Source organism: Alteromonas sp. DY56-G5, assembly GCF_041414725.1.
GTDB lineage: Bacteria > Pseudomonadota > Gammaproteobacteria > Enterobacterales > Alteromonadaceae > Alteromonas > Alteromonas macleodii.
In genome coordinates this window covers 31,587-57,053 of record NZ_JANHZQ010000033.1, presented here as the reverse complement: position 1 = coordinate 57,053, position 25,467 = coordinate 31,587, and the positions used below count along the sequence as shown (strand labels likewise).

Sequence of the window (25,467 nt, the reverse complement as noted above, 5' to 3'; positions counted from 1 at the left end):
AGCTCCATAGTAGACAGTGCATGGGCCGGAAGCACATGGAATTAAATTCGTGGGGATCCCTCAGACTCTGACCCCAAAATTTTGGGGTCAGAGTACATTTATTTCTATTCAATCTCTGGGGTGGCGTTTGATGTGCTCTCTAGTTGCAAGCTTATTGCCTCAGAAAGCCCGGAATAACGCTTATGCACCCGTTGAACCATGTGGGTAAATGTTGCGTTGTCAGAAATAATTAAGCAGCCGTCTTTAGCACGGGTTAACCCTGTGTACACTAGGCCTCGATGAAATAAATTGGCGGCTTTTTCGCTATCAGGCTTAGGTAAAATAAGCACAACATGATTAAATTCAGAGCCCTGAGATTTATGTATGGTCATGGCATACACGGTTTCAAACTGCGGTACTCTTGATAGCGATATGCTGCGCAACGCTTGTTTTTGCTCTAGCGTATTGTCAGCACTGTCTCCTGCATTTGCCAAAGCTTTCTGACTTGAACCGTTTTGACCTGAAGCTTGGCTATCCTGGTAAAACCACGCATAGAGCTTTCCTTTGCTGTCAGGCCAGATTACACCAACCTCACCGTTTGATAGTCGCTGAGGATGATGATTCTTGACAATCATAATGGGCTGACCTTGATAGAAATGACCTTCCCGCTTTCTGATTTTGTGCTTGATAGCATCGAACACCAAATTATTCAGGCCTTCTACGCCCATTCCGCCTTTGCGGACTGGGGTTAGCCACCTAACCACATTCAGGCGATTAAGCGCTTCTTCGGCACTGCCAGCATCAAAAATAGGCAAAAAGCTTTCTTTGGCCAACTGGTGTAAATCACGGCCGCTCACCTGGTACTCTGGCCATAGGTGAACGCCAGATTGTAGGCGTGATGCAGTCTTTGAAACAAGAGTTGAATCGATATTTGAATTGAGGCCAGCAGTTTCATCATTGTCACTAGCCTTGTCGGTAATAGCGGCAAGTGCACCGCTTGCATCACCCCGCTGTATGGCCGTTGCAACTTTTGCCACCTGCCCCTTGAAGCGCTGAGGTGCTTGCAGAGTTGCTACATAGCTTTTTGCCTGCTCATCAACAGGTAACAGGGGTAAATGCGGGCACAGCGTAGCGATGTGCTGACGCATTAACGATGGCACGCCACCTAAAGAAAACGCGTTGTCATTGCTGTTCAAGCTATTTGTACCATTTGGCACATTCGCATTTTCGTCAAAACTTGCTGCCTCGGTACTAACTAGCTGCTCTAACACATTGCCAAGCTCAACCGCAGGAAGCTGGTCGGCATCACCGATAAAGTAGAGCCGTGCATGGTCTGGCAATGCTCGTACTATACGTGTCATTAGCGCTAAGTCGACCATACTTGCTTCATCGACAATGAGTACATCTGCTGCCAATTGGTTGTGCTGATTGAACTTAGTCGATACACCGTGCTCGCGCAATCCTAGTAATCTATGTAGCGTCACAGCATCGGTAGGCACGTTGTTAAGCACTGTGTCGTCCAACTTGCCGCGAAGCCCGTCTATGCTGTTCATGATAGATTCGGTCATACGCTGTTGCGCTTTACCTGTAGGCGCTGCCAGCACAATTTTTAAGTTTTCATCGCAAGCCTGTAGCGCCAGTAATAAGCGCAATACAGTATAGGTTTTACCTGTTCCTGGCCCACCGTTTATAACGCAAAAGCGCTGCATTAGGCTTTTCGCCACCGCTATTTGCTGCCAATCTTGCCGATCGGTTGTTTCGGTAGGAAAGATTGCTGGCCAAAGTTGCTTTACTTTTTCGCTTGCGTCATCACTTAACGGTGTAAGCGCAGCTCGTTTTACCACATTGCGCGCAACTTCTTGTTCAAACTCATAGTAGCGACGGCTGTACAGCTTGCCGTTGCTGTAGACAAATAGTTGAGCCACCTGCTCGTTAACCAGCGCGCTTTTTATAATTCTAAGTAACGGTGTTAGTTGTGGCACGTCAACACCTGCTTTGGGCGCTTTTTCCTGCTCGGTTTGTTCAACCAGCGTCAGTGAAGCAGCCGCCGCCTTGTTACCACTATACTCATTTGCTTCGACCGCCAAGGCCGCCTCTTGTTCTGCGACTACCTCTTTAAAAAGCGTCGTACCCGCTATGTCTTTAATATAGATACAGCTGTGGCCATTACGCTGCATATACGACAGATATGCCAAGACCCCAGCCCAAATAAACTGTTCTTCTTGTTCCAGTTCATCAATAAAGCCAAATTCTTTTGCGACAAATTTGTCGATAGCTTCGATGCCAAACAAGTTATCAAAAAATGACGGTACAGAGTGTTGATTGCTTTTCATTAATTTCCTTTGCTTTAGCCTCTATGATGTTGACTACTCGTCATCGAAACTAAACTGCTGCTGACCCAAAGACGTTTGTTCCAATGGCTGGTGAGAGCTGCCAGCATTCGAAGAACTATCGCCTTGCTGGGCATCGTCTCTGCTCGCAAATATCCCGTCTAATCGGTTGAGTACAGACGATGGAATATCAGTATAAAATACCCCTTCTCCGCGCTCGTTTTCTGGGTGCATGCCGCGTAAATACAGGTAATACACCCCACCGAAATGCACATCTGGGTCGTAGTTGGGCAGCGTATTCTTTAAATAGCGATGTAGCGCCAAGCAGTAAATTAAGTACTGAAGGTCGTAAAGGTGATGCTGGTTGTTATGAAACAGCGCTGTTGGCGTGTAGCTATCTAGAGTATCGCCAAGCCAGGTTGACTTGTAGTCTGCCACATAAAACTGACCGTCATGCTCAAAAATCAAGTCAATAAACCCGTGCATCATTCCCTGTAATTTTGCAGTAATTAGTTGTGGCGCTGTTTCCACTTCACCACCAATAACGTCAGCCACGTTTTTTCGATGAGTCGCGAGTACTTCACGAAGCTGAGTCCATTGCGTGTCGTTCATTGGAAAATAGAATTCGGCTTCGCGCAGGGTTTGCGCTAAGGGCAAATCACTCATACTTAGCTGCATATTGGGATACAGAGGCGTCTGTAGCGCTTCTTCTAACCATTCATAGAGTAGCGGCGTTCGCTTTTCATCTAACCCGAAGCGGTTAACCAGTTCCTTACCCGTTTCTTCCCAATCGGGCGCACTAAAGTCACTGTGCTCTAGAATATCGTGAAGTAAATTACCTGCGCTCGCACCTTTCTCTAGGGTAAAACGCAGATCATTTTTACTTACCGTACTTTCAACAGCTGCCGAGGAATTGATGTCTGCATCAATTGAGCCCATCTCACCCATGAGGGTGTCGCTTGCATACACTTCCTCATCTCGAATGGTTTGAAGTACGGGCACACTAGGAAGGGTTTGACCCAAGGGCTCTGTTATTGCGCCGGACTCTGCTGCTGTGCCTGTTTCAACGCTTTGGTTAGCACCAACCGTGGTTAAACGGCTCATTGCTGAGAATGAATACAGTCGCCATTCTTCGCTTGCCGTGCCGGTAAATTGCAACGCGGTTAGCTGAGGTAACTCATCTTCTTGTTCAAAGCCATTATACACTTCCTCAAACTCATCACCGTCGATATGGCTGGCATGGGACGCATCTTCATCAGCAACGCGGTTTAACACACTCGACCAATCGTTGTTGCTGCCATCGCCGCCTACACCAAGTGCTCGTGCTAATGCGCTTCTTTCATTGTTAGTCAGCGGTACAACGCCCATGTAACAGCGATGGGCAGCTCGTGTTACCGCCACATAGGCCAGTCGCATGTCTTCCGCTTCACTCTCACTTTGAACGCGAGCTATCGCCTGTGGCGTCTGTCCAAGCTGCATTTGCAAATCTTGTTTTTCTTCGTCGTAATAAGTAAATATTTGCGACGTAGTGTTGCCGTTTTTAGCGGCGTCTCTGTAGCCGGTGGCAAAAGGAACAAACACGATGGGGTACTCTAGCCCTTTCGAGCCGTGCTGAGTAATAAGTCGAATAAGTTGGCTGTCACTTTCAAGGCGCAAAGTAAGCTCTTCATCGCTTTCAGGCTTATGAATTTGCTTATTCAACCAGTCGAGTAGCTGCTCTGGGCGCTGGTGAGTAGTGCTAGCTTTTTCCAGCACTTCGGCTAGGTGTTGATAGTTAGTAAGGGCGCGTTCCACGCTGTCAGCATGAGGTTGATAGCTATCTTGCATTAAATACAGCAGCACACTCATGCACCCTTTTTGCAGCCACATATCGCGCAGCGACAATACCTTGTCGATAGCCGCATCCCACTGCGCGTCATCTTCATGGTACAACAGTTCAATAAGTGATTGGGCACTATAACCCCAAAGCGGTGACGCCAAGCTCGACGCCACTTTACTGGTGTCGTTAGCATGCCAAATACCGTTGAGTAACCGCAGTACATCTTTGGCTTCGGCACTGGCAAATAAGTTACTGCGATCGCTTAAATAAACACATGCCAAGCCTTTTTGCTGCAGTACACTTTTGATAGCGCCAGCTTCGGTCCTGTCTTTCACCAAGATAGCGATATCCTGAGGCTTCACCGGCGCAGTGCCACCATTGGCGGTTTGGAAGTGCGCTTCGTTCAATAAGCGGTAAATCTCCTGCGCAATCCATTGAGCCATTTTGCGGCGCATAATGTGGGCGTTTTCTTTGTCGTCCAAACACATGCTAACGTAGTTCATTGCGCTGCGTTTCGTTACAGCACTTTCCATTACACCGCTCTTCATTACAGCACTTTTCATTACATTGTCTTGTTCGGCAGGATCGATAAGTGGCGTTTTTGCCGCGGCCGCTTTAGGCGTAAATTCGACTGGGTTGTATTTGATGTCAAAGCCAAACACGTCGGTGGGTTTATTTGATGCCACAGGCGCACCATAAAATAACCGATTATAGGCCTTAACCATTCCCTCTACCGAGCGCCAGTTGGTATTCATCACCCAGCGGTAATCTGCCTGCCTACCCGCTTTTAAATAGGTAAAAATATCGCCACCGCGAAAGCGATAAATCGCCTGCTTGGGGTCACCTATCATTAATAACGCACTTTCGTTAGCATTCTCAAGATTAGGATAAACTGCGTCTAAAATCGCGTACTGCTTTGCATCGGTATCTTGAAATTCGTCGATAAGCGCTACGGGAAATTTTTTGCGAAGCTCAGGCACTAGGGTATTGTTCGGCTTCACCACTTCGTCGGCGAGCATGCGAATAAGATCGTCGAAGTCGATAACGCCAAGCTGTTTTTTCTGCTTTTCAACGCGGGATTTGATGAACGAAATAGCTTCAACCACCAGCTTGAATACAGGCACCTTACCAAACGCTTTGTCTTTCTCACTAAATGCTTTTTTAAGCGCCCCTGCAAAATCTTTTATAGGCGTTAAGATCTCTTTTACACCAGATGAATTTCGCGCATATCGGTTACCTTTAACAAAGGCTTCCGCTTCGGGCGGCGGAAGATAATAACTTTGTTCATCCACGCAAGAACGCAACCAAGCTTTAAGTGCAGTCAATTCCTGAGGCCGCTCTTTTTTATGGGCCGGTGTTTTGATGAGCTGTTCTACCAATAGCCCTTCATTATCCTCTACGCTTTGAAGTAGAGACTTCACGTAGGCTAAAGACGTGTGCGGCGCTTCATCTAGCTGCTTTTTACACGCCGCCTCAATATCCTCTTCACTAAGCAATATTGGGGTCAGAGTACTTTTAATGCTGGCGTTAAACTCTCGCAGCAGTTTTTCAGGTGTATGCCAGCCAGACTCTGCCAGTAGCCTAAACTCGTCCTCACTTTTGCTAATTTTTCGAATGAAGTCTTCGGCAGCTTCAAGGTATAAGTCGCTGGTGTCATTGCCCAAATTAAGCGACATAGCAAAGCCGCTGTTAAATGCTAATTGGGTAATAACATGCTGACAAAAGCCGTGAATAGTAAACACCGAGGCTTCATCAAGCTCCAGCTGCGCCGCTTTTAAAAGTGCCAAACTCTCGTCGATATCACAGCTATTAAATAAATACTGATAAACCGGGTCACAGCCACTGTCTATTTCATTGCCGTTATCTTTGGCTTGCTGCCAAATAAGGAGGGCTTCTCTTAGTGTTGCCGCAATACGCCCCTTTATTTCTTCGGTCGCGGCTTTGGTGAAAGTCATCACCAATATTTCTTTGACGGTAAGCTTTTTTTCAAGCAATAGACGCAGATACAAGCGCGTAATATTAAAGGTTTTACCTGTACCAGCGCTGGCCTCAATAAGGTGGCGCCCTTTTAACGGCATAGCGACTACATCGAGTAATTGCGCTTCAGTGCCGCTGTGGTCGTCGGTTTGCGGCTGAGATTGTTCGTCTATAGGGTTATCAGAGGATGTAGGGTTGTAACTCATAGCTTCTCCTCCTGAGACGCATTGTTGACCATGGCGAGCAGCACAAAAGCACTTAAATGCGGTATATCATTCCAACTCACGCCCTGAGGAAACAACCAATTTAAGTAAGGGTTGCTTGCCATATCGGCGCTGAACTGCCCGCTACTTTGCTGCCAGTCGGTTAATGCTCGCTGTAACTCTATCGTGTTAAAAAGTGCAGCGGCTTGATCCACCGCCTGTTTCGCTTTTTCATGTTTTTCATTTGTCGTTTCGCTAGCTACAGCGTTGTCTTTATCAGTGAACGGGCACATCTCGTCAATTGCATGTTGTACTTGGCTAAGTATCGCTTTGTCGGTTTCACTAGTCCCATCCGCACTCTCTAGTAACGCATGCAGAATGTCGGTAATCATCTCAGGCTTTATGCTTTCCACTACAGGCTTAGTGTCTGAATTTCTGGTTCCGGGCATAAAAGTACCGAACAAACTTAAATGAATAGGTGTCGGCGCCGTGTAAACTGCCATATAAAGCTGTTCAATAAACAAAAGTAAACGCACAGCAGTTTCCCGGTCGTAAGCGGGGAAGCGCTGCTTTTTCAAAATGGTTTCGCCCTTTTCCCAGGCACACGAATAGATATCCAGCGGATAGTTGCTGTAGATGGTTTCTTCATCGCTACTTGAAAAAACTAATTGTGAGATGAAGAAACCCAAAGCGCGATGTGCGTCAATCTTGCCTGCACAAAGCTCGACTAGCGCGTCACTGCCTAATAAAGCCGATGAAGTAAAGGTGATGTATTTGCCTTGAAAGTGCGCTTTTTTAGGCTCCGCGTCGTGAGGGCCCATTGCCTGACTTAATGCCAATGCCCCTTCTTTCCACATGTCAACTTCATCTCTGGCAACGGGGTTATTGGGAATATCCCCTCTAAGCGACGCAAAAGTGAGCACTTTTTCGCTATAGGAAAGCGAAGTGACATCATCTTTCTCTGGCGCAACGCGCTCTGCAGACGAAAAGATAGCGTCGAGCACCTGATAACGCAGCAGCGCATTGGTTTCAAACGGCTCGCTGTTCTCGAGTAGCGTAAACGATTGAGACAGATTCACACCAAGGCGTTGTACGGAAAAATACTCCAGCGGATCTTTGAAAGCTCTCGCAATTTGAATACCTGATAAACGAAGCGATTGCGTTGATAGTGCGTCAGATGATGGCGCTAACGTCGCCGTATCCGCATCGTTGGCAGATTCATTATCTGCTTCATCGGTATTTAATTTCGTTTTTTGTAACGCGTCAGCTAACCGTAACCACCCTGTTTCGTAGCTCGGCAAGGTTCCCGTGAACCCCTCTTCACTGAACGGGTGTAGCGGCGCGTTAACGCTGTACTTTGATAAATCCAGTGCGTAGCTGTTTGTTAACATATCCATGAACTCAGCCAATACTAGACTGGGTTGCCGCTCACTGTTATTGGTAACGTCGTTCCCTTGGTAACTTAAATATAAGCTGTCTCTGGTGGAAATAATGGCTTCTAGGAATAAATACCTGTCTTCCAAACGCCGTGAGCGGTCACCAATTTGGCGGCCAGCACCTGCCATTAAATCGAGGCCAAGTGGGCTTGATTTTCTGGGGAATTCACTGTCGTTCAGGCCCAAAATGCACACTTTTTTAAACGGTATGCTTCGCATGGGCAGCATTGAACACACCGTAACCTGACCGGTCATAAAGTGGTTACCAGCATCTGGCGACGAGAATCGATTGAGTAGCAGGTCGCGAACCTGACGAAGGGTGAGTTCGTGTTCATAACCTGCCTCTTCGCACCGTGCAGCAAGATCGGCAGCAACTTTGGCAATAAGATCCCAACTTTGCTGCTGCTCTTTTATCGGCATAAAACACGTATCTCTAAGCGATATTAAGGCTTTAGACCACTGCGCGGCCGTCCTTGGGGCTGTTAATACTTGGGCAAACTCACCCAACAGCGCCACAACGTCAATAAGCTTGCCTAGCGTAAGCGCACTTTGTCCTTCAACGTCGGGAATAGTAAGTAGGTCACTCACAATGACTTCACTATCTGGTGCAAGCATGCCCATAAGTAATCGGCGTATTCCCCACCACCAGCTATAGGTATCGTCTAGATCAACACCTTCTGAAACGGCCGTTTTATGGGCGCTATTAAGACCCCAATGAATATGAGCTTGTTTTAGCCAAACCACCATTTGCTCGATATCATCTTGTGACACTGAGAAACGCTTTTGCACTGAATCTAACTGCAAATAATCCATAATGTCCGACACACCAAAACGGCTATCGGGCAGTTGTAACAGCGCCATAAATGCCGCAATCAACGGCTCTGCATCCATTGGGCTTCTATCTGCAATGGTACACGGAAGCCTAACCTGCCCCCTGCCAGCCAAAGCCTTTGTGCCTACTCTGTGAAATACAGCATCCACAAATGGCGCGTAGTTTTCGATGGCCGGGCACATCACCAGAATATCAGATGGGGTGCGCGTTTTATCTTGAGATAACCAGTGTAACAAGTGGTCGTGTAAAACCTGCACTTCGCGAAGTGCGGAATGGGTACACATGATAGTAACGCTATCGTCTTTTTCTCTTAAATCATGAGCAAGTGGCTTCGGTTGAGCGGCCTGCAAGATATCGTTGTGAATATACTCGAGTAGACCACGAGCATTGTCGCCGCCAGCGTTACCGTTTGTTTCTTCAAAATCCGGTGAATCAAACGCACTAATCTCAAAGGTATCCAGTTCAGTGAGTAAGTTGAATAGCTCTCTGCCCTGTTTACCTAAGTTGCCAAGCAGCGGGTTTGACTGATCTTCTTCCATCCATTTTTTAAGTCCTTCTAACCGCAATAATTTCGCCTGTTCGCTACTGCTTTTCGCTTCACCCCAATAATTAACGCTAGGATTTAAATGAAATATATGAATATCAATGTGCTGCGCGAGGGCGTCAAAAAATGCGATAAGCTGTGGGGCCATAGTATTAATAGCAAACACTATCACACGATCAGGCAACTTGTTCGTTGGCTCGCTTGGTAAATGACCAGCTTCCAACGCATCGAGCGTCATTTGATGCAAACGTGCAGGATGCAACGGCTGCTCTTTGACCAATATGCGCCAAATTTCGCTTTGCCATATCTCCATGTCATCAAATACAGCGCGTTCGTTAGCTTCCCATTTAAACAACCAGTCTGGGCGGTACAACAAGTATTGCTCGTACACGTCGGCCAGAGCGGTAGCAAGCTGAAGGCGCTGTAACCCCTGCTCTTGTTCACTTCCCGCATTTTGCCAATACCGGTTAACTTGTTCGAAGGCTTCTGCGCTCATTAGCGAGCCATCTTGGAGAATATTGTCGATTCGCCATGTCAGTACTTCACGACGATAGGGAGATTGCTTGGGTACTTTGTCCTGTCCAAGTACGGTACGTGCGGTATTCCACATAAAGCGTACTGGTAAAGGGTAATCAATATTCATTGCCACGCCGTGTTCTGTGGCAAGCTGCATGCTGACCCAGTGCTGCATTCCCGGGCTTTCAACCAAGATGGTTTCTGGCGTAAATACGCCCATGGGCTGCTGACGTAAAAGCGTGGTGAGAAGAAAACTTAAGTGTTCTAATTTATTAGAGGGATATAGCGCAAGCAATCGAAAAATCCTTTGTAGAACGTGCTTTTAGATACTGTGCAAAGACTGTACAGGTATCGTCGACCTTATAATTTAGTGTATCGCATTGGGCTCAGTAGTTAAGTTATTTCTCCAAAATTTAGATAAGCAAATGTCTTATGATAATAAAACAAATACTGGGGGCATGGCGAAATCAATACCCGGAGAGTTCTAAGCAAAGTGATAGAGGGATCTGGCGCAGTAAATGAGTACAAAGAAGCGTGTGTGGGCGATTTTCAGACAAAAAAAACCCACACAGACCTCAGGACACGAAAAATCTGTATGGGTAAGGTTTACGGTCTACTCAGTAACAACGTGAATAAGCGTTGCCTGGCACTCATTCACGTTAGCGCTACTGAGCAGCACTGTTAACGATTTATGTTTTGCAGGTTGAATGCCAACTTTTTAAACCTTAAATATCAACAACTTAAACAAAAATAGAAAACATGACCAATAAGTCATAGTTTTACCGTGGTGCAAGTGCACCACAAGCAAGCAGACATTAAAGAAAGCGCTTTACTCTCGCCGTCGTAAATTTAGCAGTTTCTCCCGAAGCGTCATTCAAGTACAATTTCGCCTTTACGAAACGCAACACAATTTCACGGTCAGGAGCAACAATGTTAACCGCGCAACAACTCGCCACTATGCTTTCTCTTCAGGATAAAATGAACGCCAAAGTAAACCCAGACTGGCTGAATGCTGGTTACGGATACTTACGTGCAGCAATGGTAGAGTCAGTTGAAGCAATTGAGCATCACGGCTGGAAATGGTGGAAAGCACAGCAAAAAGACTTGCCACAGCTTCAAATGGAATTGGTGGATATCTGGCACTTTGCACTAAGTGCCTGCATTATTGAATATAAAGGCGATATCGCTGAATCTGCAAAAAGTATTGCTTCTGAACTGGCAAGTGGCAACACCTTAGTGATTTTTGATGGCAAAGACTACGACGCGTCAAATCTGTCGCTTCTTGATAATTTAGAGCTCATGACGGGCCTTTGCGCCGCCAAACGCTTTAGCGTGCCACTATTCATGTTCATCGTAAGCCAGTGTGAAATGTCAGCTGACGAACTGTATCGTCAGTACGTAGGTAAAAATGTACTCAATTTTTTCCGCCAAGATAACGGCTATAAAGAAGGCACTTACGTAAAAGTGTGGGAAGGTCGTGAAGACAACGAGCACCTGGTAGAAGTAATGGATGCCCTAGATTTAACGAAGCCAGAGTTTAGCGACTTAGTGTATGAAGGGTTACGCTCTCGCTACCCTTCTTAAAGCGACCAGTGCGTTTCGTTTAACGCGATTTAGCCTCGCTGTAGTACTTATAGCCCAACACAGTTTCAACGCTTATTGCGTCTCCTTCCGATAACAAAAAGCTCTGTCATAGACAGAGCTTTTTTAATTATTGCCAAAGCAAAGGACTCAACGACGATTTTACGCGTCAACCCAAACTAATTTGTCGCTATAGCTACCTTGGATAATATCAACAAAGCGGTCTTCTAAAACATGACGCTTTACTTTGAGCGTCGGAGTCAGCAAGTCGTTTTCGATGCTCCATTCGTTTTTCATAATGACAACGCGATCCATAACTTGATGGCTTTCCAGTTTTGCGTTGATGGCTTCGAATGTTTTCTTAAGGCTTGCTTCAATGCCCGCTTTGTCTTTTTTCTGCGCTTCTTCACTAAGCACTAGCAAAGCCACAGGTTGAGGCAAATTAGTCCCCGTTACACACACTTGCTCAACAATAGGGTTTTCCATGAATTTTGCTTCAATCGGCGCTGGCGTAACATACTTACCCTTCGCGGTTTTAAAGATGTCTTTTAAACGACCAGTAATTTTAACGTAGCCATCAGCATCAATGACCCCTTTATCGCCAGTGCGCAGATAACCATCCTCAGTAAAGACTTCAGCCGTTTTTTGTGGTTCCAAGTAGTATTCCAGCATATTGCACGGCGACTTAACTTGAATCTCACCTTCTTCTGACGTGCGAATGTCTACGCCGTCGTATGGCTTGCCGATACAGCCGATTTTATCATGACGGAAAGGTACACTGCCGGTGCCATAAGCACTGTTCTCGGTCATTCCCCATCCCTCAGAAATGTAGATACCAATTTTCGCGAACCATTCAATGACTGCTGGTGCAAGTGGCGCCGAACCGCTTGCCCACAAACGTGCGTTATTAATGCCCAAGCCATCGCGAATTTTCTTCGCAACAATTTTGTTCAAAATTGGAATTTTAAGCAGCGTATCCAGTTTCTTCTGCGGCATTTTCGCTAACACGCCCATCTGAAACTTTGTCCATAAACGCGGTACCGAAATAAATAGCGTTGGCTGACAGTGACCTACATCCCGTTGGAAGGTAGTTAAATCTTCTACAAAGTGAATTTTGCCACCACTGTAGTAGCTTGAAAGCTCGACCAGTACACGCTCTGTAATATGCGCAAGTGGTAAGTAGCTCATTGTGCGATCGTTTTGGTTAATACCCAATTGATCTAGCGAGCGACGCGCTGCCCAACAAGCCGTATTGTAACTGTGCACCACCCCTTTAGGCTGACCAGTACTGCCAGACGTATAAATGATTGTCATCAAATCATCCATATCAGGTACAGGCGAGTCTGTTATGGGCGCGATATCCATAAACGCTTTCCATTGCTGCTTAGTAGCAATGTTTGGATAAGGAAAGGCAACCGTTAAATATTCTGAAGGAATAGAGGCAACTTGTTCCGCAGTATTATCTAGTTTTCCAACGAACAATAGCTGTACGTCAGCATGTTTCAATACATACTGGACTGTGTCTGGACCGGCTGTTGAGAAAATAGGTACCGACACGTGACCTGCCATCATAATGCCCAGATCAGCGATAAACCACTCAGCACAGTTTTTTGAAAAGATACCTATACGGCTGCCTTGCGGGAAATCGAATTCACGTAAACGTGCTGCCACTTTTCTGGCTTGTTCGGCGACTTGCTTCCATGTGTAGTCGTGGTATTCACCGTTAATAGGCTGCGTAAGAAATACGTCGTTCCCACGGCTCTGTTCCCAGTGGTACAACATACTTAATGGCGATGTTATTACTTCCGTGGTATTTGCGTTTGCTGTCATGTCTAGCGGCATAAGTCACTCATATGTTGTTATAATGTAGCTCATTTTTACAATGATTTCACAGACTTCTAATAAGCCCTATTTTTTATTGAAAAACAAGCTTTTTAAACAAGCGTTTACATTCTATGCGACGAATAACAAGGCTTTAGAGGCTAAATTTAGTTTTCTTATAGATTTGGCTTTTGAATCTTTATGGTCTTATCTGTTAGAAAAACGCGGTAAATATCGACGTTTTACCACGCTTTAAATAACAGCGGTGCAACTTCCTCGGCGGTACAAGGCTTGGCGTAGAAATAGCCCTGGTGGAAATAACACGCTTTTCCAATCAATTCTTCCGCTTGCGCTTTTGTTTCAACGCCTTCCGCAACACAACTCATATTCAAGTTATTCGCTAACGTAATGGTTGTTGTTACCAGCGCTTCGTTTGCATTACCCGGCGCCATTTCGTTAACGAAGCTCTTGTCGATTTTTAATACCGACAACGGATAACGCTTTAAATAGCTTAAAGACGAGTAACCTGTACCAAAATCGTCAAGGGCTAATACAAAGCCTTCTTTCACAAACCGATTAATCTGTCTTAACGCATTATCACTGTCATCCATCAATACGCCTTCGGTAATCTCGAATCGAAACGCTTCTTTGGGTAGGTTGAACTCATCAAGCAGGGTTAGCACACCAGTTAAGTCGAATTCGGTTTTGAAGTGAAGTGCAGATAGGTTAATAGAAACAAACCCCGTGAAGCCTTGGCTATACCAGGACGACAAATCCTCTGCCGCTCTTCGCATTGCCTGTCGTGTAACTTCTATTATGTACTTCAGTTCTTCAAGTACCGGAATGAACTGATCGGGGAAAAGAGGCTCGTTATCCAGTTTTCCTCGCAGCAGTAACTCAACCCCAATAGTGGTATTGGTTCTGGCATCTATAATTGGCTGGTAGTGATTGAAGAAACAGTCATCTGAATAGGCCCGCTTTACTTTATTTTCAAGCTGTAAACGCGTTTTGGCACGTTCATTCATGTCTCTCGTAAAGTAGGTAAAGCCGCTTAATGCGTCCTTCTTCGCCGTATACATAGCCACATCAGCCTGCTTGATAAGCTCAGCAGGCTCAGAGGCGTCTTCGGGATAAAACGCCACACCAATACTGCACGAAACACGAAGCACTTCCTCTGCTAACGATATAGGCGTTTCTACCGATTCAATGATTTGTGCCACGAATGAGCTCAAGTCGTCACTGACATTAACTTCCTCAACAACAATAACGAATTCATCGCCGCCCAATCGCGCAACGGTGCCCGACTCAGCCACAAGGTTTCGCATTCGGTTGGCTACAATGCGCAGCAGTTTGTCACCGTAATCATGCCCAAGTGAGTCGTTAATGCCTTTAAATCTATCCAAGTCAACAAACATCACCGCCACACGATGCTCATGATGACGGGCAAGCCCAATAGCGTGCTCCAGTCTGTCTAGCAGCAATGTTCTGTTGACCAAGCCTGTTAAGCTGTCGTAGGTCGCGATTTTCAGAAGTTTGCGCTCAGCATTTTTTTGTTCTGTGATGTCGGAAATAACAATCAGGTAATGCTCTGCAGTATTACTTTCCCCACTTACCGCTGTTATATCAATAAGCACGTCGTAGCGCTTGCCATCAGCACCATCGATCACGGCCTCGTCTTTCCAAAAATCCCCTCCCTGCATTTCCGGTAATTTGCCAGACAGGTGTCTATTCAACGTTGGATAACGCAAATAAAGTCGTGCCAACTGCTTGGGTAACGGCTCTTTATTATTAAAGCCGAACACCTGTTCAAAAGCTGGGTTCGCGGCAACTAAACGCTTTTCTTTATCAAAAATTAAAACCCAGTCTCGAGTTTGTCTAAAAGCGTCACTGAATAGCGTTACCTGCTGCTGAGCTTTTTGTAACCTAAACAGTTGGCGTTGACGGGAGAGTAAATATGCTACGAATAAACTCACGATGAGCGCTGCGTAAATAGTATATGCAAGCGGCGAACGCAAAGGCGCATGTGGCATATAAAGCGTAATTTCAGCCGGAAGCACGTTATAGTCGAAACTACCTGGCGTAGGGGCAACAGAAAAAACGTAGTCACCCGGTTCTATATTGGTAAAGGTTATTTTTGCATCGTCAGTCACGCCTTCTGTGACGACGCGATCACCATTCAACAGCTTGTAGTAGTACTTTATTTTTCCTATGCCTGACATCGCTAATGACGAAAAATGGATTGTTAACCCATAATCTTCGTAATCGAGATCGAAATGATGCCCACTTAGGTTTTTAAGCGGCTGATTAAGCACCCTATTGTCTACGGCAACTTCCGTTATAGCAGTTTGCTTACTGAGCAAACTTCTGCCAACTTCCAGGCTTTCCAATTGCGATGCAGAGAAAACCACAGCACCGCTCGTCGAACCGTAGGCCAGTCGACCGTCCTTAAGCTTAAGCGAAGCCCCCTGGTTAAACTCAGAAACACTTAGCTCTCGTCCGTAAATAAAGTTCTTGATTTGGCCGGTAGACGGATTGTAATTGTGTAACCCTTTGTGCGAACTAAACCAGATATTGCCTGCTTCGTCTTTTTGCAGCCCGTAAACAATGTTTGATAATAAAATATTCGATTCGTTTAGGTTGTACAACGGCTCAAATGTGTCTGCGTCTATACCAACCAACCCTACGCCACTGTATGCAAGCCACAGCACACCCATATCGTCGATAACCCACGACGATATAGAGCGATCTCGGCCACGCTGTAGCTCTGAGAATCGATAGACTAATTCATGCTGAAACGTCTCAGGATCGATTAACCACAAACCACCTTCGGTAGCAAAAAATAACCGATCACTGTGGTAATGAGACTGGCCCAAAAAACCCAATGAAAAATTTATGTCAAAAACACGAGGATCCAGCTCTAAAGAAGAAATTTCTTTTTTGTCCACGTCATACTTTAAAAAACCTTCGTTGCCAATAAAGTACAAATCCCCTTTATCTGAAAGCATCATTCCCGCGCCATACGCATCAAATACGGTGTCATCGCCACCTTTTAATACCTCTGGCCGATTAGCCTCCCCTGTTTCCATATCAAACAACCGTATTCCGTTGTACGTATTGAGAAACAATTCGCCACTTTGCGTTGGAACAATTTTGTTTACGGCGCCTTCGCCGATAATCGCTCTTTGACTTTTTGAATACAGATACTTCTCAGACTTTTTTGTCGTGAAATCATAGTGATTAAGCCCGTTTTCTGTACCTATCCATATTTTATTAGGTTCAGTCTCAGCAAACGACCACACCACGTGGCTGGTCAAAACGCTAGGCTCACCTGCTCGTTCATTCTGGATGGCAAAAATATCTGCACTTTTCACACCGAAATACAGTGCACCAGCATAGACTGAACTTAACCAGAGGTTGTCAGATTCATCTTTGGCAATGGCGATAATTTTTTTGTTTGAAATTTCGGTGAAACCGTTATGCGGTTCTAAGATGTGTTCGTATTCCCAACCACCTGCTTTTTTACTCAGCTGATATAGCCCTTTATTAGTGCCCATCCAAAAAGCGTCGTCTTTGTACTGAACCAACGTCCACACGTTTCTGTCAGATAGAACCTGTGTAAAGACATGTTCTTTTTCGCCCTGTACCTGCTTGAGAAAGTCTTGTTTCTGAGCAACAAATACGCCCGAAACCGTTGAAATCCACACCCTGTCCTTATCGTCTAAAAGTAGAAACTTTGCATTGGCGTTATCGAGGTTTTCGGGAATATCACCCAAGTAATCAAGTCGACGTAAAGGCTGCTCTAAATTGTTGATATCTTTGACGTACACACCCGATGTAGTGGCTACCAGTAAGGTGTCTTCAACGGTGATTGCCGCCCGGATGCTTTCGCTGTCACCCAACAGCGGCTCAGGGAGCTTTGCTATTCGCTCAAGGGTTTTAGTTTGCGTGTTAAATTTATGCACTTCTTCTGCCAGTGCAATGATAAGGTGCGTGTCATCTTGCCAATGAAAGGTTTCCGCATGTTGCACAAAACTTTCAAAGTCGTGGTAGTACGTTGGCTCTAATTGCACCACATCTTGAGTGGCCAAATCGAGATAATAAACTCCTCTGCCGTACACGCTAAACCACAACGCTTCAGTACCTTGAAGGGCAAGTCGATAAATGGATGAGTCGATAAGAGAATTGTCTGGACCTGCTATTCGTTTAGTTCTAACTCCATCCCAACGAACCAAACCACCTTCTGTGGCTATCCACACAAAGCCATCTTCGTTTATAACAATGTCGTTGACGATATCTTGCGGAAGGCCATTTTTGGTCGATAAAGACTGAAAGACGGGATTAGACAGTCGCGGTGAGGCCACCGCTTGTAGGCTTACAACTAAAACCAGCAGTAAAAGATAGTTGAAATATCTCATCAAAAATGGGTCGCACGTTTTAAATTTTTATTATAAACCCAAGTGTAACAGAATGTTTTAAACTTGGGCAGCTTCTAAAATGAGGTTTTTAAAAACGTGAAGGACACATCTATCGCATTGATAAATAAAAATTAATTTCCACAAAGCGTACAATATGAACAATTACAAAAAGCGCGCCAGACTAAATACACTTAGGGCTATTTCAATATTTTTATTTTACGCTTGCTGTACAGGAATGCGACCAACTGGAACAACCTGTCTGCGAATGCTTGGCTGTGGCGCTAGCCTGTACAAATCACCGTTCTGCCCTACATAGGTCTTTTTAATACCGCACGCTTTAGCAATATTTGCATGTGCTTGAAGGTGTTGATGCTCCCCGTGAACCGGAATAGCAATGGTAGGTTTTACCCAATGATACATGAGCTTTAATTCTTCTTCACAGGGGTGACCGCTGGCATGAATTGGCAGCGTGCTATCTTCACTGTGAATAACCGTTACTCCCTTTGCCTGCAGCGCTTTACTTAATCGGCCTACACTCTCTTCGTTTCCGGGAATAACTATCGAAGAAAATAGCACAGTATCCCCTTTGTCTAAACTAAGGTGAGGGTGAGTGTCTTTTGCAAAACGCGCCAGCGCGGTATTTTTCTCGCCCTGGCTGCCTGTCGCTACAGCTAAAACTTCATGGGGGGGAAGATAACCTAAATGTTGGGGGTCGGTCACCGGTAAATCGTCTGGCCAAATGCCCTGTTGTTTGGCAATGCCGTACATGTTCATTAACGAACGACCATACAGCGCCATGTAACGCTTAGTTTTCTTGGCGACTTTAGCCAGCGAAATTAGCCGTGCTATATTGCTACCAAAGCAACCTACCACCACTCTCCCCTTCAAGGGCGCGATAGTGCTTAATAGGCCGTCGTAACAATTTCTCTCTGAAATTGAAAAGCCCGGTTTTGTTGCATTGGTAGAGTCTCCAACCATAGCAAGAATATTCTCGTTGCCTAGTCGCTTGTAAAGGCTAACGTCAAACGGTAAACCTGTTATAGGGTTGGCATCAATTTTCCAGTCTGCTGTATGCAATACTGTGCCTACTGGTGTATTGATTTTTAGTGCGAAGGGTTCTGGAAGCGAATGAGTAATGGCAAGCCAGTTAACGCTAAAAGACCCAATTTGCTTAGTATCGCCTGCGTCGACTTCAACAATGGTAATACGGTTAGCCAATTTACTCCTTGCAAGCTTTCGCCTTAACACTTCGGCGGTAAAAGACGTAGTATAAATTGGCTTTTGGAAACGTTCCCAAAGGTAAGGAATTGCGCCTACATGATCTTCATGGGCGTGGGTAATGACAATGCCAGCCAGTGCTTCTTTTTGTTTAGTAATAAATGAAGGGTTTGGAGCCACAACGCGATGCGTAGTGGCTTTGAACGTACTCTGGTTAGACGCTTGGCTGACGTCTTTGTAGGCAGGTGTGAGAGGCTCATCAAAGGAAACACCACAGTCAACCATTAACCATTGACCATCGTGACCATACAAATTGAGGTTCATCCCAATTTCGCCCGTTCCACCTAACGGAAGAAACCACAAATCATCAGCAGATGGGTGCAACAAAACGACTAGTACCTTCTCTCAAAGCATTAAATATTAGTTTGACGTTCAAATCTATGAGCGCAGAGCCATCATTCGTGCAACTCAGCATTAAGTTGGTCTATCACTTCGGCCCACGCAGCGTCTTCAATAATGGCATCTTTCAAAAATGCAGACTGACTTTCATTCCAATAAGGCGCTTCATGAAGATGTTGGCTCTTATTCAGCCCTCGATGTGTTTCAAAAAATTCAGCAATTTCTTCGTCTGAACTTCCTAAACCGAGTTGGCTAAATAGACTATTCATTGTGGGTTGCTCAGTAAACATAACGCCTCCTTGGGTTACTAATTAAAGGCACAATAAGCGCCAGATACGTTGTACCCAACAAGCGTTTTTATGCCCCATTTGCTTACTAGATAATTACCCTTTGCCGTCCCCTTGAGATCACATCTTAAAGGTAGTCAGCAAACTCTTCTGGTGTAATTACCTCTCCTTCTTCAGCAGGTACAGGACATACAATGACCATTAATTCATCTTGTGTCATGCCCGGCACCCACTTGGTCAAAAACTCTTCGGTGCTTAATTCCATCGCTTCACAGTGTGCCCAGTCTTCGGTTGCCCACAACAGTGCTAACTCTGCATCAGGCCAAACCGGAACACCATCTTCTTCATCCGTAGTTAGCATTACGCAGCCGTGCTCATCTTTAAGAATGAAGAGCTTTTCTTCAGCTTTAATTGTTGCAAGGCTTGCTTCTAGTCGTTGAAATGCGTTTTTTTCCAATAAAGGATGTAATTGTGACATAAGTTTCTCTCTTTAATTCTGCGATTCACATACCTTTAAATTAGGCACAGTGGGTAAATTTATTGGCAGCGGTTAACACGCTTTAGACACGCTTTCTATTATCTCTGCTAGACCCACTCGTCTGACTTGCTTCATGCTGTGCACATACACCTTAAACGATACGTTTTCTAACGTTTCAATTCTGGTCACTTTCACACTATCGGGTAACTGGCTCTTAACGTTGGTCGGTAATACGGCAATACCACCTTCGCTCTGTAAATTGTTGAGCGCAAGATTCAACGAATTGGTTCTTAACTTTGCATCGCGAAGTTGAGGGTAAGCAGTAAGCAACCAGTCTCTTGCCTTAGCTCCCCAATCAATAGCCACAAAATCTGATGCATCAATAGTCTCAGACGCTTGTCCAATTCTATATAGCGCCAACTCCTGCTCTAGCAATACATCACTGTTTACTTCTTCAGATTTCAACGGTTCAGTGGAGAAAGATAAGTCTGTCACCCTTTCGTGCAATTGTCGCGACAGTGTATCTAACGTAAGAACTTCAGCCTTTACTGACCAATCGGGAAACGAGTTGTGTAGGTGACTGAGCATCTGAGGCAATAACAGCTCGCTCGCCAGCTGTGTTGCGCCGCAAACAACATATTCAGAGGATTGAACTTGGAGCTCTTGTTTTGCTTCGTTTAGCGTTGCGCATAATTGCCTAGCGTAAGGCAGAAGTTTCTCACCAGATTGAGTGAGCTGTATACTGTTGCGTTGCCTAATAAAAAGCGTGGTATGAAAATACTCTTCAAGTAGCTTTATGCGCGCACTGACTGCAGATTGAGTGAGGTAAAGGTTTTCAGCCGCTTTACCAAAGTGACGAGTTTTTGCCACCTCTATAAAGGTGGTGAGAAAGCGTATATCCATGCTTATTGTACAACCGAATCAAAGTGGGGATAAATTGACACAGATAATACGGTAAGTAAACACAAAAGCACAGAAGCGCACCGCTATAAACGGTACGCTTTATTAAAATTTCACCAACTCGCTAAATTAATACTCTTCTTGGTGCAGGCGACGCTGTTTGTCACGGCGTTGCAGGTCACGCTTCTGCTTTTCCTTTACAGTACTTTGACGTTTGGAACTTGGCTTTTTAGCGTGAAAATCTTCCTCTTCTACCGAGTCCCATTCATCACGCTGGTAACGATAGTCTTTACTCATTGACTTCTCTGGGTTGTTAACACACCTCAATTATTATCTTAAGCGACAAAATAGAAAACGAATTTTAATCATCGTAGCGACAAGAATTTTTGATTATTCTCATCAGTGATTTTCATAGACTTTTAACGTCCAACTCATTTACGCTCGTGTAATAGCGATACCCGTTGCAGGGCCAATAAATAAAAACTTACATTTCAATTTAATTTCAAAAGCTTAGGCGTCTCACACTTGAGGTTATCCCCTCGTACTTTCTGTACACTTTTCTAACGTAACCTAAAATTAACGTGTTAGATTTTATACCGTTAAAAATTTTTTATTGATAAGAAAAAAATCTTTTGTTTTATCTTCGTTTTTAATTATCTTAAAAGTGCGCTGAACAAAACACTACGTTGGGTACAACATGAAAAGTTTAGCTATTCGACAATCTGCAAAACCTTATATTGACCTTCAGAAGTTTCCATACGGTTTTCGTAAATCAGGTGACTTCAGTATTACTGAAGCCGATCTTCTAACCCACTACGGCAAAACACTGCTAGGACTTGAAAGTGGCGAGTTGTCGCCTGAAAGTGATGATGAGAGACATTTCGTCGAATTCGTTACAGGTAAAGTTGAAGCTAGCAATAACCTAGAAAAAGCCTGGGCGAAATACGTCAGATTAGCAAGGGGCAAAAAGCACTTCTACACCCTTCACAGCAGTGCGAGTAACCAGTCAGACTATGATGAAGATTACTCTGATGAAGAATTCGATGTAGCATAACGCTACAGCATTACTAAAAAGCTCGCTCCGGCGAGCTTTTTTGTTATTGAACAAATGATCTCAATCAACTTCAGACAAGAACAAAATGAAGAAACATTAAGGACTGTCTACACTTATTAGTAATACAGAGTGACGTGCAGTGAGTCGTGCATTTCATTCTGAAAAACGAGCCCATGCAAAGGAGGCGCAACGATGATCATTAGTTCAAAACAGCTTACTCACTTTTCTATACATGCCCTTGATGACAAAGTGGGCGGCATCCGCGATATCCTTTTCGACGACGAAACCTTCACTGTTCGCTACTTGGTCGCAGATACCAATACTTGGCTACCGCTTAGCCGTAAAGTGGTGATATCACCTATATCTGTCAAACAGTTAGATGAAGATAGTGAGTCTGTTCATATCAATATGACAGTTGATACATTAAAAAACAGCCCCTCTATTGACGAACATAAGCCTGTGTCACGTGAATACGAAGAAAATCTCTTCAAATACTTTGGTTACGGATACTATTGGATTGGTCCAGGAGCATGGGGAGAGTTCGCACATCCAAATGAACTGGTCGAATTACAACGCGCTGAAGAGTCTGAAACTGAAAACCCGAAAAAAAGTACCAACCACCTAAGAGCAGTGGGCGAAGTTGGTGGATATGAAGTAGCTACAACCACAGATAACGTGGGCCACATTAGTAACTTCGTCATTGATACCGAGAGCTGGAAGATAATCATGCTAGTGGTAGATACTAACAACTGGCTTCCGGGTGGCAAACATCTCGCACTTCTACCTAGCGATATTGAAAGTATCGACTGGGCGGCGCACAGCGTAGTAGTGAATTTAAGTCACGACGAATTGGTTGATAGACCTGAAGTGGAAAGTGAAAAAATTTCTGAAGAAGGCTATGTGCCTATGCTTTGCGAGCAATTGAATAAAACCGGAAATTAATAACCGAAGAATGTCATTGTTGGCGATTTTTAGTTAGGAACTTTACAATGTCCGTTGTTGAAGGCGGACATTGTAGCTTAAGATACGAAAAGAAGATTACTCGCAGAAAAATTCGTACATCAAAGCAATTAAACGCTTGACGCGCTCGTCTGCTAAGCGGTAGTAAATAGTTTGACCTTGCCTTCTTGTGGCCACCATCTTTGATTCTCGCAATAAAGCAAGGTGCTGAGAAATCACTGGCTGCGAGACGCTAACAACTTCGAGAAGTTCGGTTACCGATTTTTCCTCTTTCAGCAACGAACAAAGCACCATAAGGCGTGTTTTATTCGCGAATTGCTTAAGGAAGATCTCGGCTTCCGCAGCGTGTTCCATTATATCATCTGAACCTATTACCATATCCTCGGACATAAGCACTCTCTATCTGTGAAGTATTTCGGCACCAATTTAGCCATTTACTATACTAAAGTATAAGGCATTTTGCCGACCTGCCAATTTATGCGACGAATCGCCGTATTTTACATTGTTTTATTACGCTGACATCAATATATTAGATTTTACTTATTTCAACTAAGTTTAGGCAAAAAGGAAAAATATGCTTATAGACATGAAGACTCGAATAGAAAACATAGACGTGAACTTACGCACTGTATCTGCGGAGCAAGCGGCCAGTGAGTGCCGAAACAATAGCGGTATACTGATTGATGTACGAGAGAGTGCCGAAGTTGCCAATCAGCCCGTACCTTCTGCGCTTCACATACCACGCGGCGTGCTCGAAATGAAGGCACTGGAACAGTTTAAAGATGCTTCAGCGCCACTTTATATTCACTGTGCGTCGGGCGTTCGAGCAAAACTAGCTGCAGAGCAACTTATAAAGATGGGTTATGAGAACGTTTCGGTTGTGACATGCCCTGTACCCACGATAAATCAAGCAAACCAGAAATGACTTCTTAACCACGCGTATGCTATAAGTAGCGTTAATTAAGAGTTTTAAGGCGCTGTATGCTGAAATCTACGTTAGAACAATGGCGAATGTTCAAAGCCGTCGTCGATGCAGGCGGCTTTAATCAAGCTGCTGCTGAAGTTCACAAAAGTCAATCGAGCGTTCACCACGCGGTTCAAAAGCTTGAAAACGCCATTGGAGTGTCATTGTTTGAGAATATTGGACGTAAAGTCCAGCTTTCGCCGCAAGGTGAACTTATGTATCGCCGTGCCTCTTTTTTGCTTAGCGAAGCGCACAAGCTCGAGGCCGTTGCCAATAGCCTTAAATCTGGCACAGAAACAACTTTACGCATAGCGGTGGATATTATTTTCCCGTCTGAATTGCTTTATAACGTGCTAGCGAAAGTTTCTGCTGAGTTCCCGCTCCTTCGTATCGAGATAGAAGAAACTGTACTCAGTGGCGCAAATTCACTTTTGAGCAATGGTAAAGTTGATTTAGGCATCTCTCCTTTCGCGTTTTCTAGTGGCTTTAGCGAAGACTTGTGCGAAATTGAATTTGCAGCTGTCGCTCACGCCGACCATCCATTGCACCAATTGGATAGAACGCTCACACTGGAAGACTTAAAAGCGTATCGTCAAATTGTGGTAAGGGATTCATCCGCGGAACGAAAAGCTGATGTGGGCTGGTTAGGTGCAGAGCAACGCTGGACCGTAAGCCACGTTAGAACGTCATTAGATATTATTGCTCAGGGGTTGGGTTTTGCGTGGCTGCCTATAGCAATAATTAAAGATGAGCTAGAAGACGGTACACTCGTTCCCCTTCCCCTCGATAATAATGCAGCGTTGCGTAAGGCGCTCCTTTATTTGTCTTTCGAAGACGGCGATACGTTGGGACCAGCTGCCCGTGCTTTTATTGGGGAGCTACGATATCAAACAATGAACCTTCCATCGTCAGATTTTATGCTCGACTCGTGTACTGAGTAGTTAGATCATCAACTTAGCGCGACTGCAAGGCGTTCAAACCCAAGTATAAAGCCAAATAGCGATAATGAATCACCAAATAACGCCACAGCACCGTCGTCTGTGGCCATGCCTATTGCCATAATCAAAACAGCAAAAGCGGGAATAAGCCCCATAAAGGGAATAAGCTCGAGTGGAATCATTACAAGTCCGCAACCCGCACAGCATAATGCGATGAATGATCTGAACACAGGCTGGCGCATGAAAAAACACCGAGGAACTAAAAAGCGGTCTACGCGTACTGCATACGGTTTAACCTTTTCGACAATGTAGCGAAGCTGATCGGCGTCACAGTTTAGTTGCTTCACTCTTTGCGGTAACCAAGGATGCCTACGACCGAGTAAAATTTGCAACGCGATGAGTAAAATCGTCCCACCCGCTAAAGATGGGATCCCAGGGATGGCCCCGATCGGTGTGCAAGCGATAAAAGATGGCAGCGCCAACATTGGTCCAAAGCCTCTTTTCTTCATCACATCCCAAAACTCGGCAAACTCGAACGTATCTTGTCTTGCTCGCGGCTGCATTTTCCCCAACAACTCGTACAAGGTCATTGATCTTACAGCTGTTTTTCCCACACCTTCAATTCCTTTGATATCACATTACCTGCGAAAGTCGCGCTAATCAGACGGGCTTCTCGCCTAATTAATATACATTTCTTGCACCTAGTCGATTAACCATAATGAAATTGCAAGCAACTTTAGACAGTTAAATCGTGCGAAAAATATGCCATCGATTGCATGTGACGGTGTGTTAAAGACAGGAATACTTTTTGCAAAT

General features: G+C 44.9%; 17 protein-coding genes. 5 read left to right on the top strand and 12 right to left on the bottom strand.

What is annotated here, in order from left to right:
- Window positions 1–104: 104 nt before the first annotated feature.
- From recD to recC, 3 genes are read right to left on the bottom strand one after another with little or no spacing between them, the layout of a single operon-like run.
- A complete protein-coding gene (recD, locus tag NO989_RS15530; protein WP_371342839.1) occupies window positions 105–2,312 on the bottom strand; it encodes an exodeoxyribonuclease V subunit alpha in 2,208 nt (735 codons plus the stop codon).
- Window positions 2,313–2,345: 33 nt separating this feature from the next.
- On the bottom strand, window positions 2,346–6,311 hold the full coding sequence (gene recB, locus NO989_RS15525; RefSeq protein ID WP_338851570.1) for an exodeoxyribonuclease V subunit beta: 3,966 nt from the start codon (window positions 6,309–6,311) through the stop codon (window positions 2,346–2,348).
- On the bottom strand, window positions 6,308–9,931 hold the full coding sequence (gene recC / locus NO989_RS15520) for an exodeoxyribonuclease V subunit gamma (protein ID WP_371342838.1): 3,624 nt from the start codon (window positions 9,929–9,931) through the stop codon (window positions 6,308–6,310). Before recC ends, recB begins: the two co-directional genes overlap by 4 nt.
- A 635-nt stretch (window positions 9,932–10,566) precedes the next feature.
- Here recC and NO989_RS15515 point away from each other — a divergent pair.
- Window positions 10,567–11,220, top strand: coding sequence for a dUTP diphosphatase (locus NO989_RS15515; RefSeq protein ID WP_131137453.1), 654 nt, complete (start codon window positions 10,567–10,569; stop codon window positions 11,218–11,220).
- 159 nt (window positions 11,221–11,379) lie between these two features.
- Here NO989_RS15515 and NO989_RS15510 read toward each other — a convergent pair whose 3' ends face one another.
- The 7 genes from NO989_RS15510 to NO989_RS15480 all read right to left on the bottom strand — a co-directional run bounded on the left by NO989_RS15510 (window position 11,380) and on the right by NO989_RS15480 (window position 21,032).
- Window positions 11,380–13,059 carry an AMP-binding protein gene (locus tag NO989_RS15510; protein ID WP_014949806.1) on the bottom strand — a complete coding sequence of 560 codons (1,680 nt, stop codon included), beginning with the start codon at window positions 13,057–13,059 and terminating at the stop codon, window positions 11,380–11,382.
- A 221-nt stretch (window positions 13,060–13,280) separates the two neighbouring features.
- Complete coding sequence (locus NO989_RS15505; protein WP_371342841.1) at window positions 13,281–17,453, bottom strand: EAL domain-containing protein; 4,173 nt, start codon at window positions 17,451–17,453, stop codon at window positions 13,281–13,283.
- 216 nt (window positions 17,454–17,669) lie between these two features.
- The gene (locus tag NO989_RS15500; protein ID WP_371342837.1) at window positions 17,670–19,058 is read right to left on the bottom strand and encodes a ribonuclease J; all 1,389 of its coding nucleotides are present in this window, start codon (window positions 19,056–19,058) and stop codon (window positions 17,670–17,672) included.
- A gap of 68 nt (window positions 19,059–19,126) precedes the next feature.
- The gene (locus NO989_RS15495) at window positions 19,127–19,360 is read right to left on the bottom strand and encodes a DUF2789 domain-containing protein (protein ID WP_061095288.1); all 234 of its coding nucleotides are present in this window, start codon (window positions 19,358–19,360) and stop codon (window positions 19,127–19,129) included.
- A gap of 124 nt (window positions 19,361–19,484) precedes the next feature.
- Window positions 19,485–19,835, bottom strand: coding sequence for a DUF2750 domain-containing protein (locus NO989_RS15490; protein ID WP_014949811.1), 351 nt, complete (start codon window positions 19,833–19,835; stop codon window positions 19,485–19,487).
- A gap of 72 nt (window positions 19,836–19,907) precedes the next feature.
- The gene (locus NO989_RS15485) at window positions 19,908–20,738 is read right to left on the bottom strand and encodes a LysR family transcriptional regulator (RefSeq protein WP_371342836.1); all 831 of its coding nucleotides are present in this window, start codon (window positions 20,736–20,738) and stop codon (window positions 19,908–19,910) included.
- A gap of 126 nt (window positions 20,739–20,864) precedes the next feature.
- Complete coding sequence (locus NO989_RS15480; protein ID WP_168463489.1) at window positions 20,865–21,032, bottom strand: hypothetical protein; 168 nt, start codon at window positions 21,030–21,032, stop codon at window positions 20,865–20,867.
- A 400-nt stretch (window positions 21,033–21,432) separates the two neighbouring features.
- On the opposite strand from NO989_RS15480, the gene maoP reads away from it, so the two are divergent.
- Both maoP and NO989_RS15470 read left to right on the top strand, forming a co-directional pair.
- Window positions 21,433–21,789 (top strand): DUF413 domain-containing protein, encoded by a 357-nt coding sequence (gene maoP, locus NO989_RS15475; protein ID WP_371342835.1) that lies wholly within the window; start codon window positions 21,433–21,435, stop codon window positions 21,787–21,789.
- Window positions 21,790–21,981: 192 nt separating this feature from the next.
- The gene (locus NO989_RS15470) at window positions 21,982–22,731 is read left to right on the top strand and encodes a PRC-barrel domain-containing protein (RefSeq protein ID WP_342340054.1); all 750 of its coding nucleotides are present in this window, start codon (window positions 21,982–21,984) and stop codon (window positions 22,729–22,731) included.
- A gap of 96 nt (window positions 22,732–22,827) precedes the next feature.
- Here the strand turns inward: NO989_RS15470 and NO989_RS15465 are convergent, their stop codons facing one another.
- The gene (locus NO989_RS15465; RefSeq protein ID WP_053103822.1) at window positions 22,828–23,139 is read right to left on the bottom strand and encodes a helix-turn-helix transcriptional regulator; all 312 of its coding nucleotides are present in this window, start codon (window positions 23,137–23,139) and stop codon (window positions 22,828–22,830) included.
- A 184-nt stretch (window positions 23,140–23,323) separates the two neighbouring features.
- Here NO989_RS15465 and NO989_RS15460 point away from each other — a divergent pair, with 184 nt between their 5' ends.
- Window positions 23,324–23,674, top strand: a complete 351-nt coding sequence (locus NO989_RS15460; RefSeq protein WP_061095292.1) for a rhodanese-like domain-containing protein — start codon at window positions 23,324–23,326, stop codon at window positions 23,672–23,674.
- 56 nt (window positions 23,675–23,730) lie between these two features.
- Window positions 23,731–24,654, top strand: coding sequence for a LysR family transcriptional regulator (locus tag NO989_RS15455; RefSeq protein WP_371342834.1), 924 nt, complete (start codon window positions 23,731–23,733; stop codon window positions 24,652–24,654).
- A gap of 8 nt (window positions 24,655–24,662) precedes the next feature.
- Here NO989_RS15455 and NO989_RS15450 read toward each other — a convergent pair whose 3' ends face one another.
- Window positions 24,663–25,241, bottom strand: a complete 579-nt coding sequence (locus tag NO989_RS15450; protein WP_371342840.1) for an exopolysaccharide biosynthesis protein — start codon at window positions 25,239–25,241, stop codon at window positions 24,663–24,665.
- Between the last annotated feature and the right edge of the window lie 226 nt (window positions 25,242–25,467).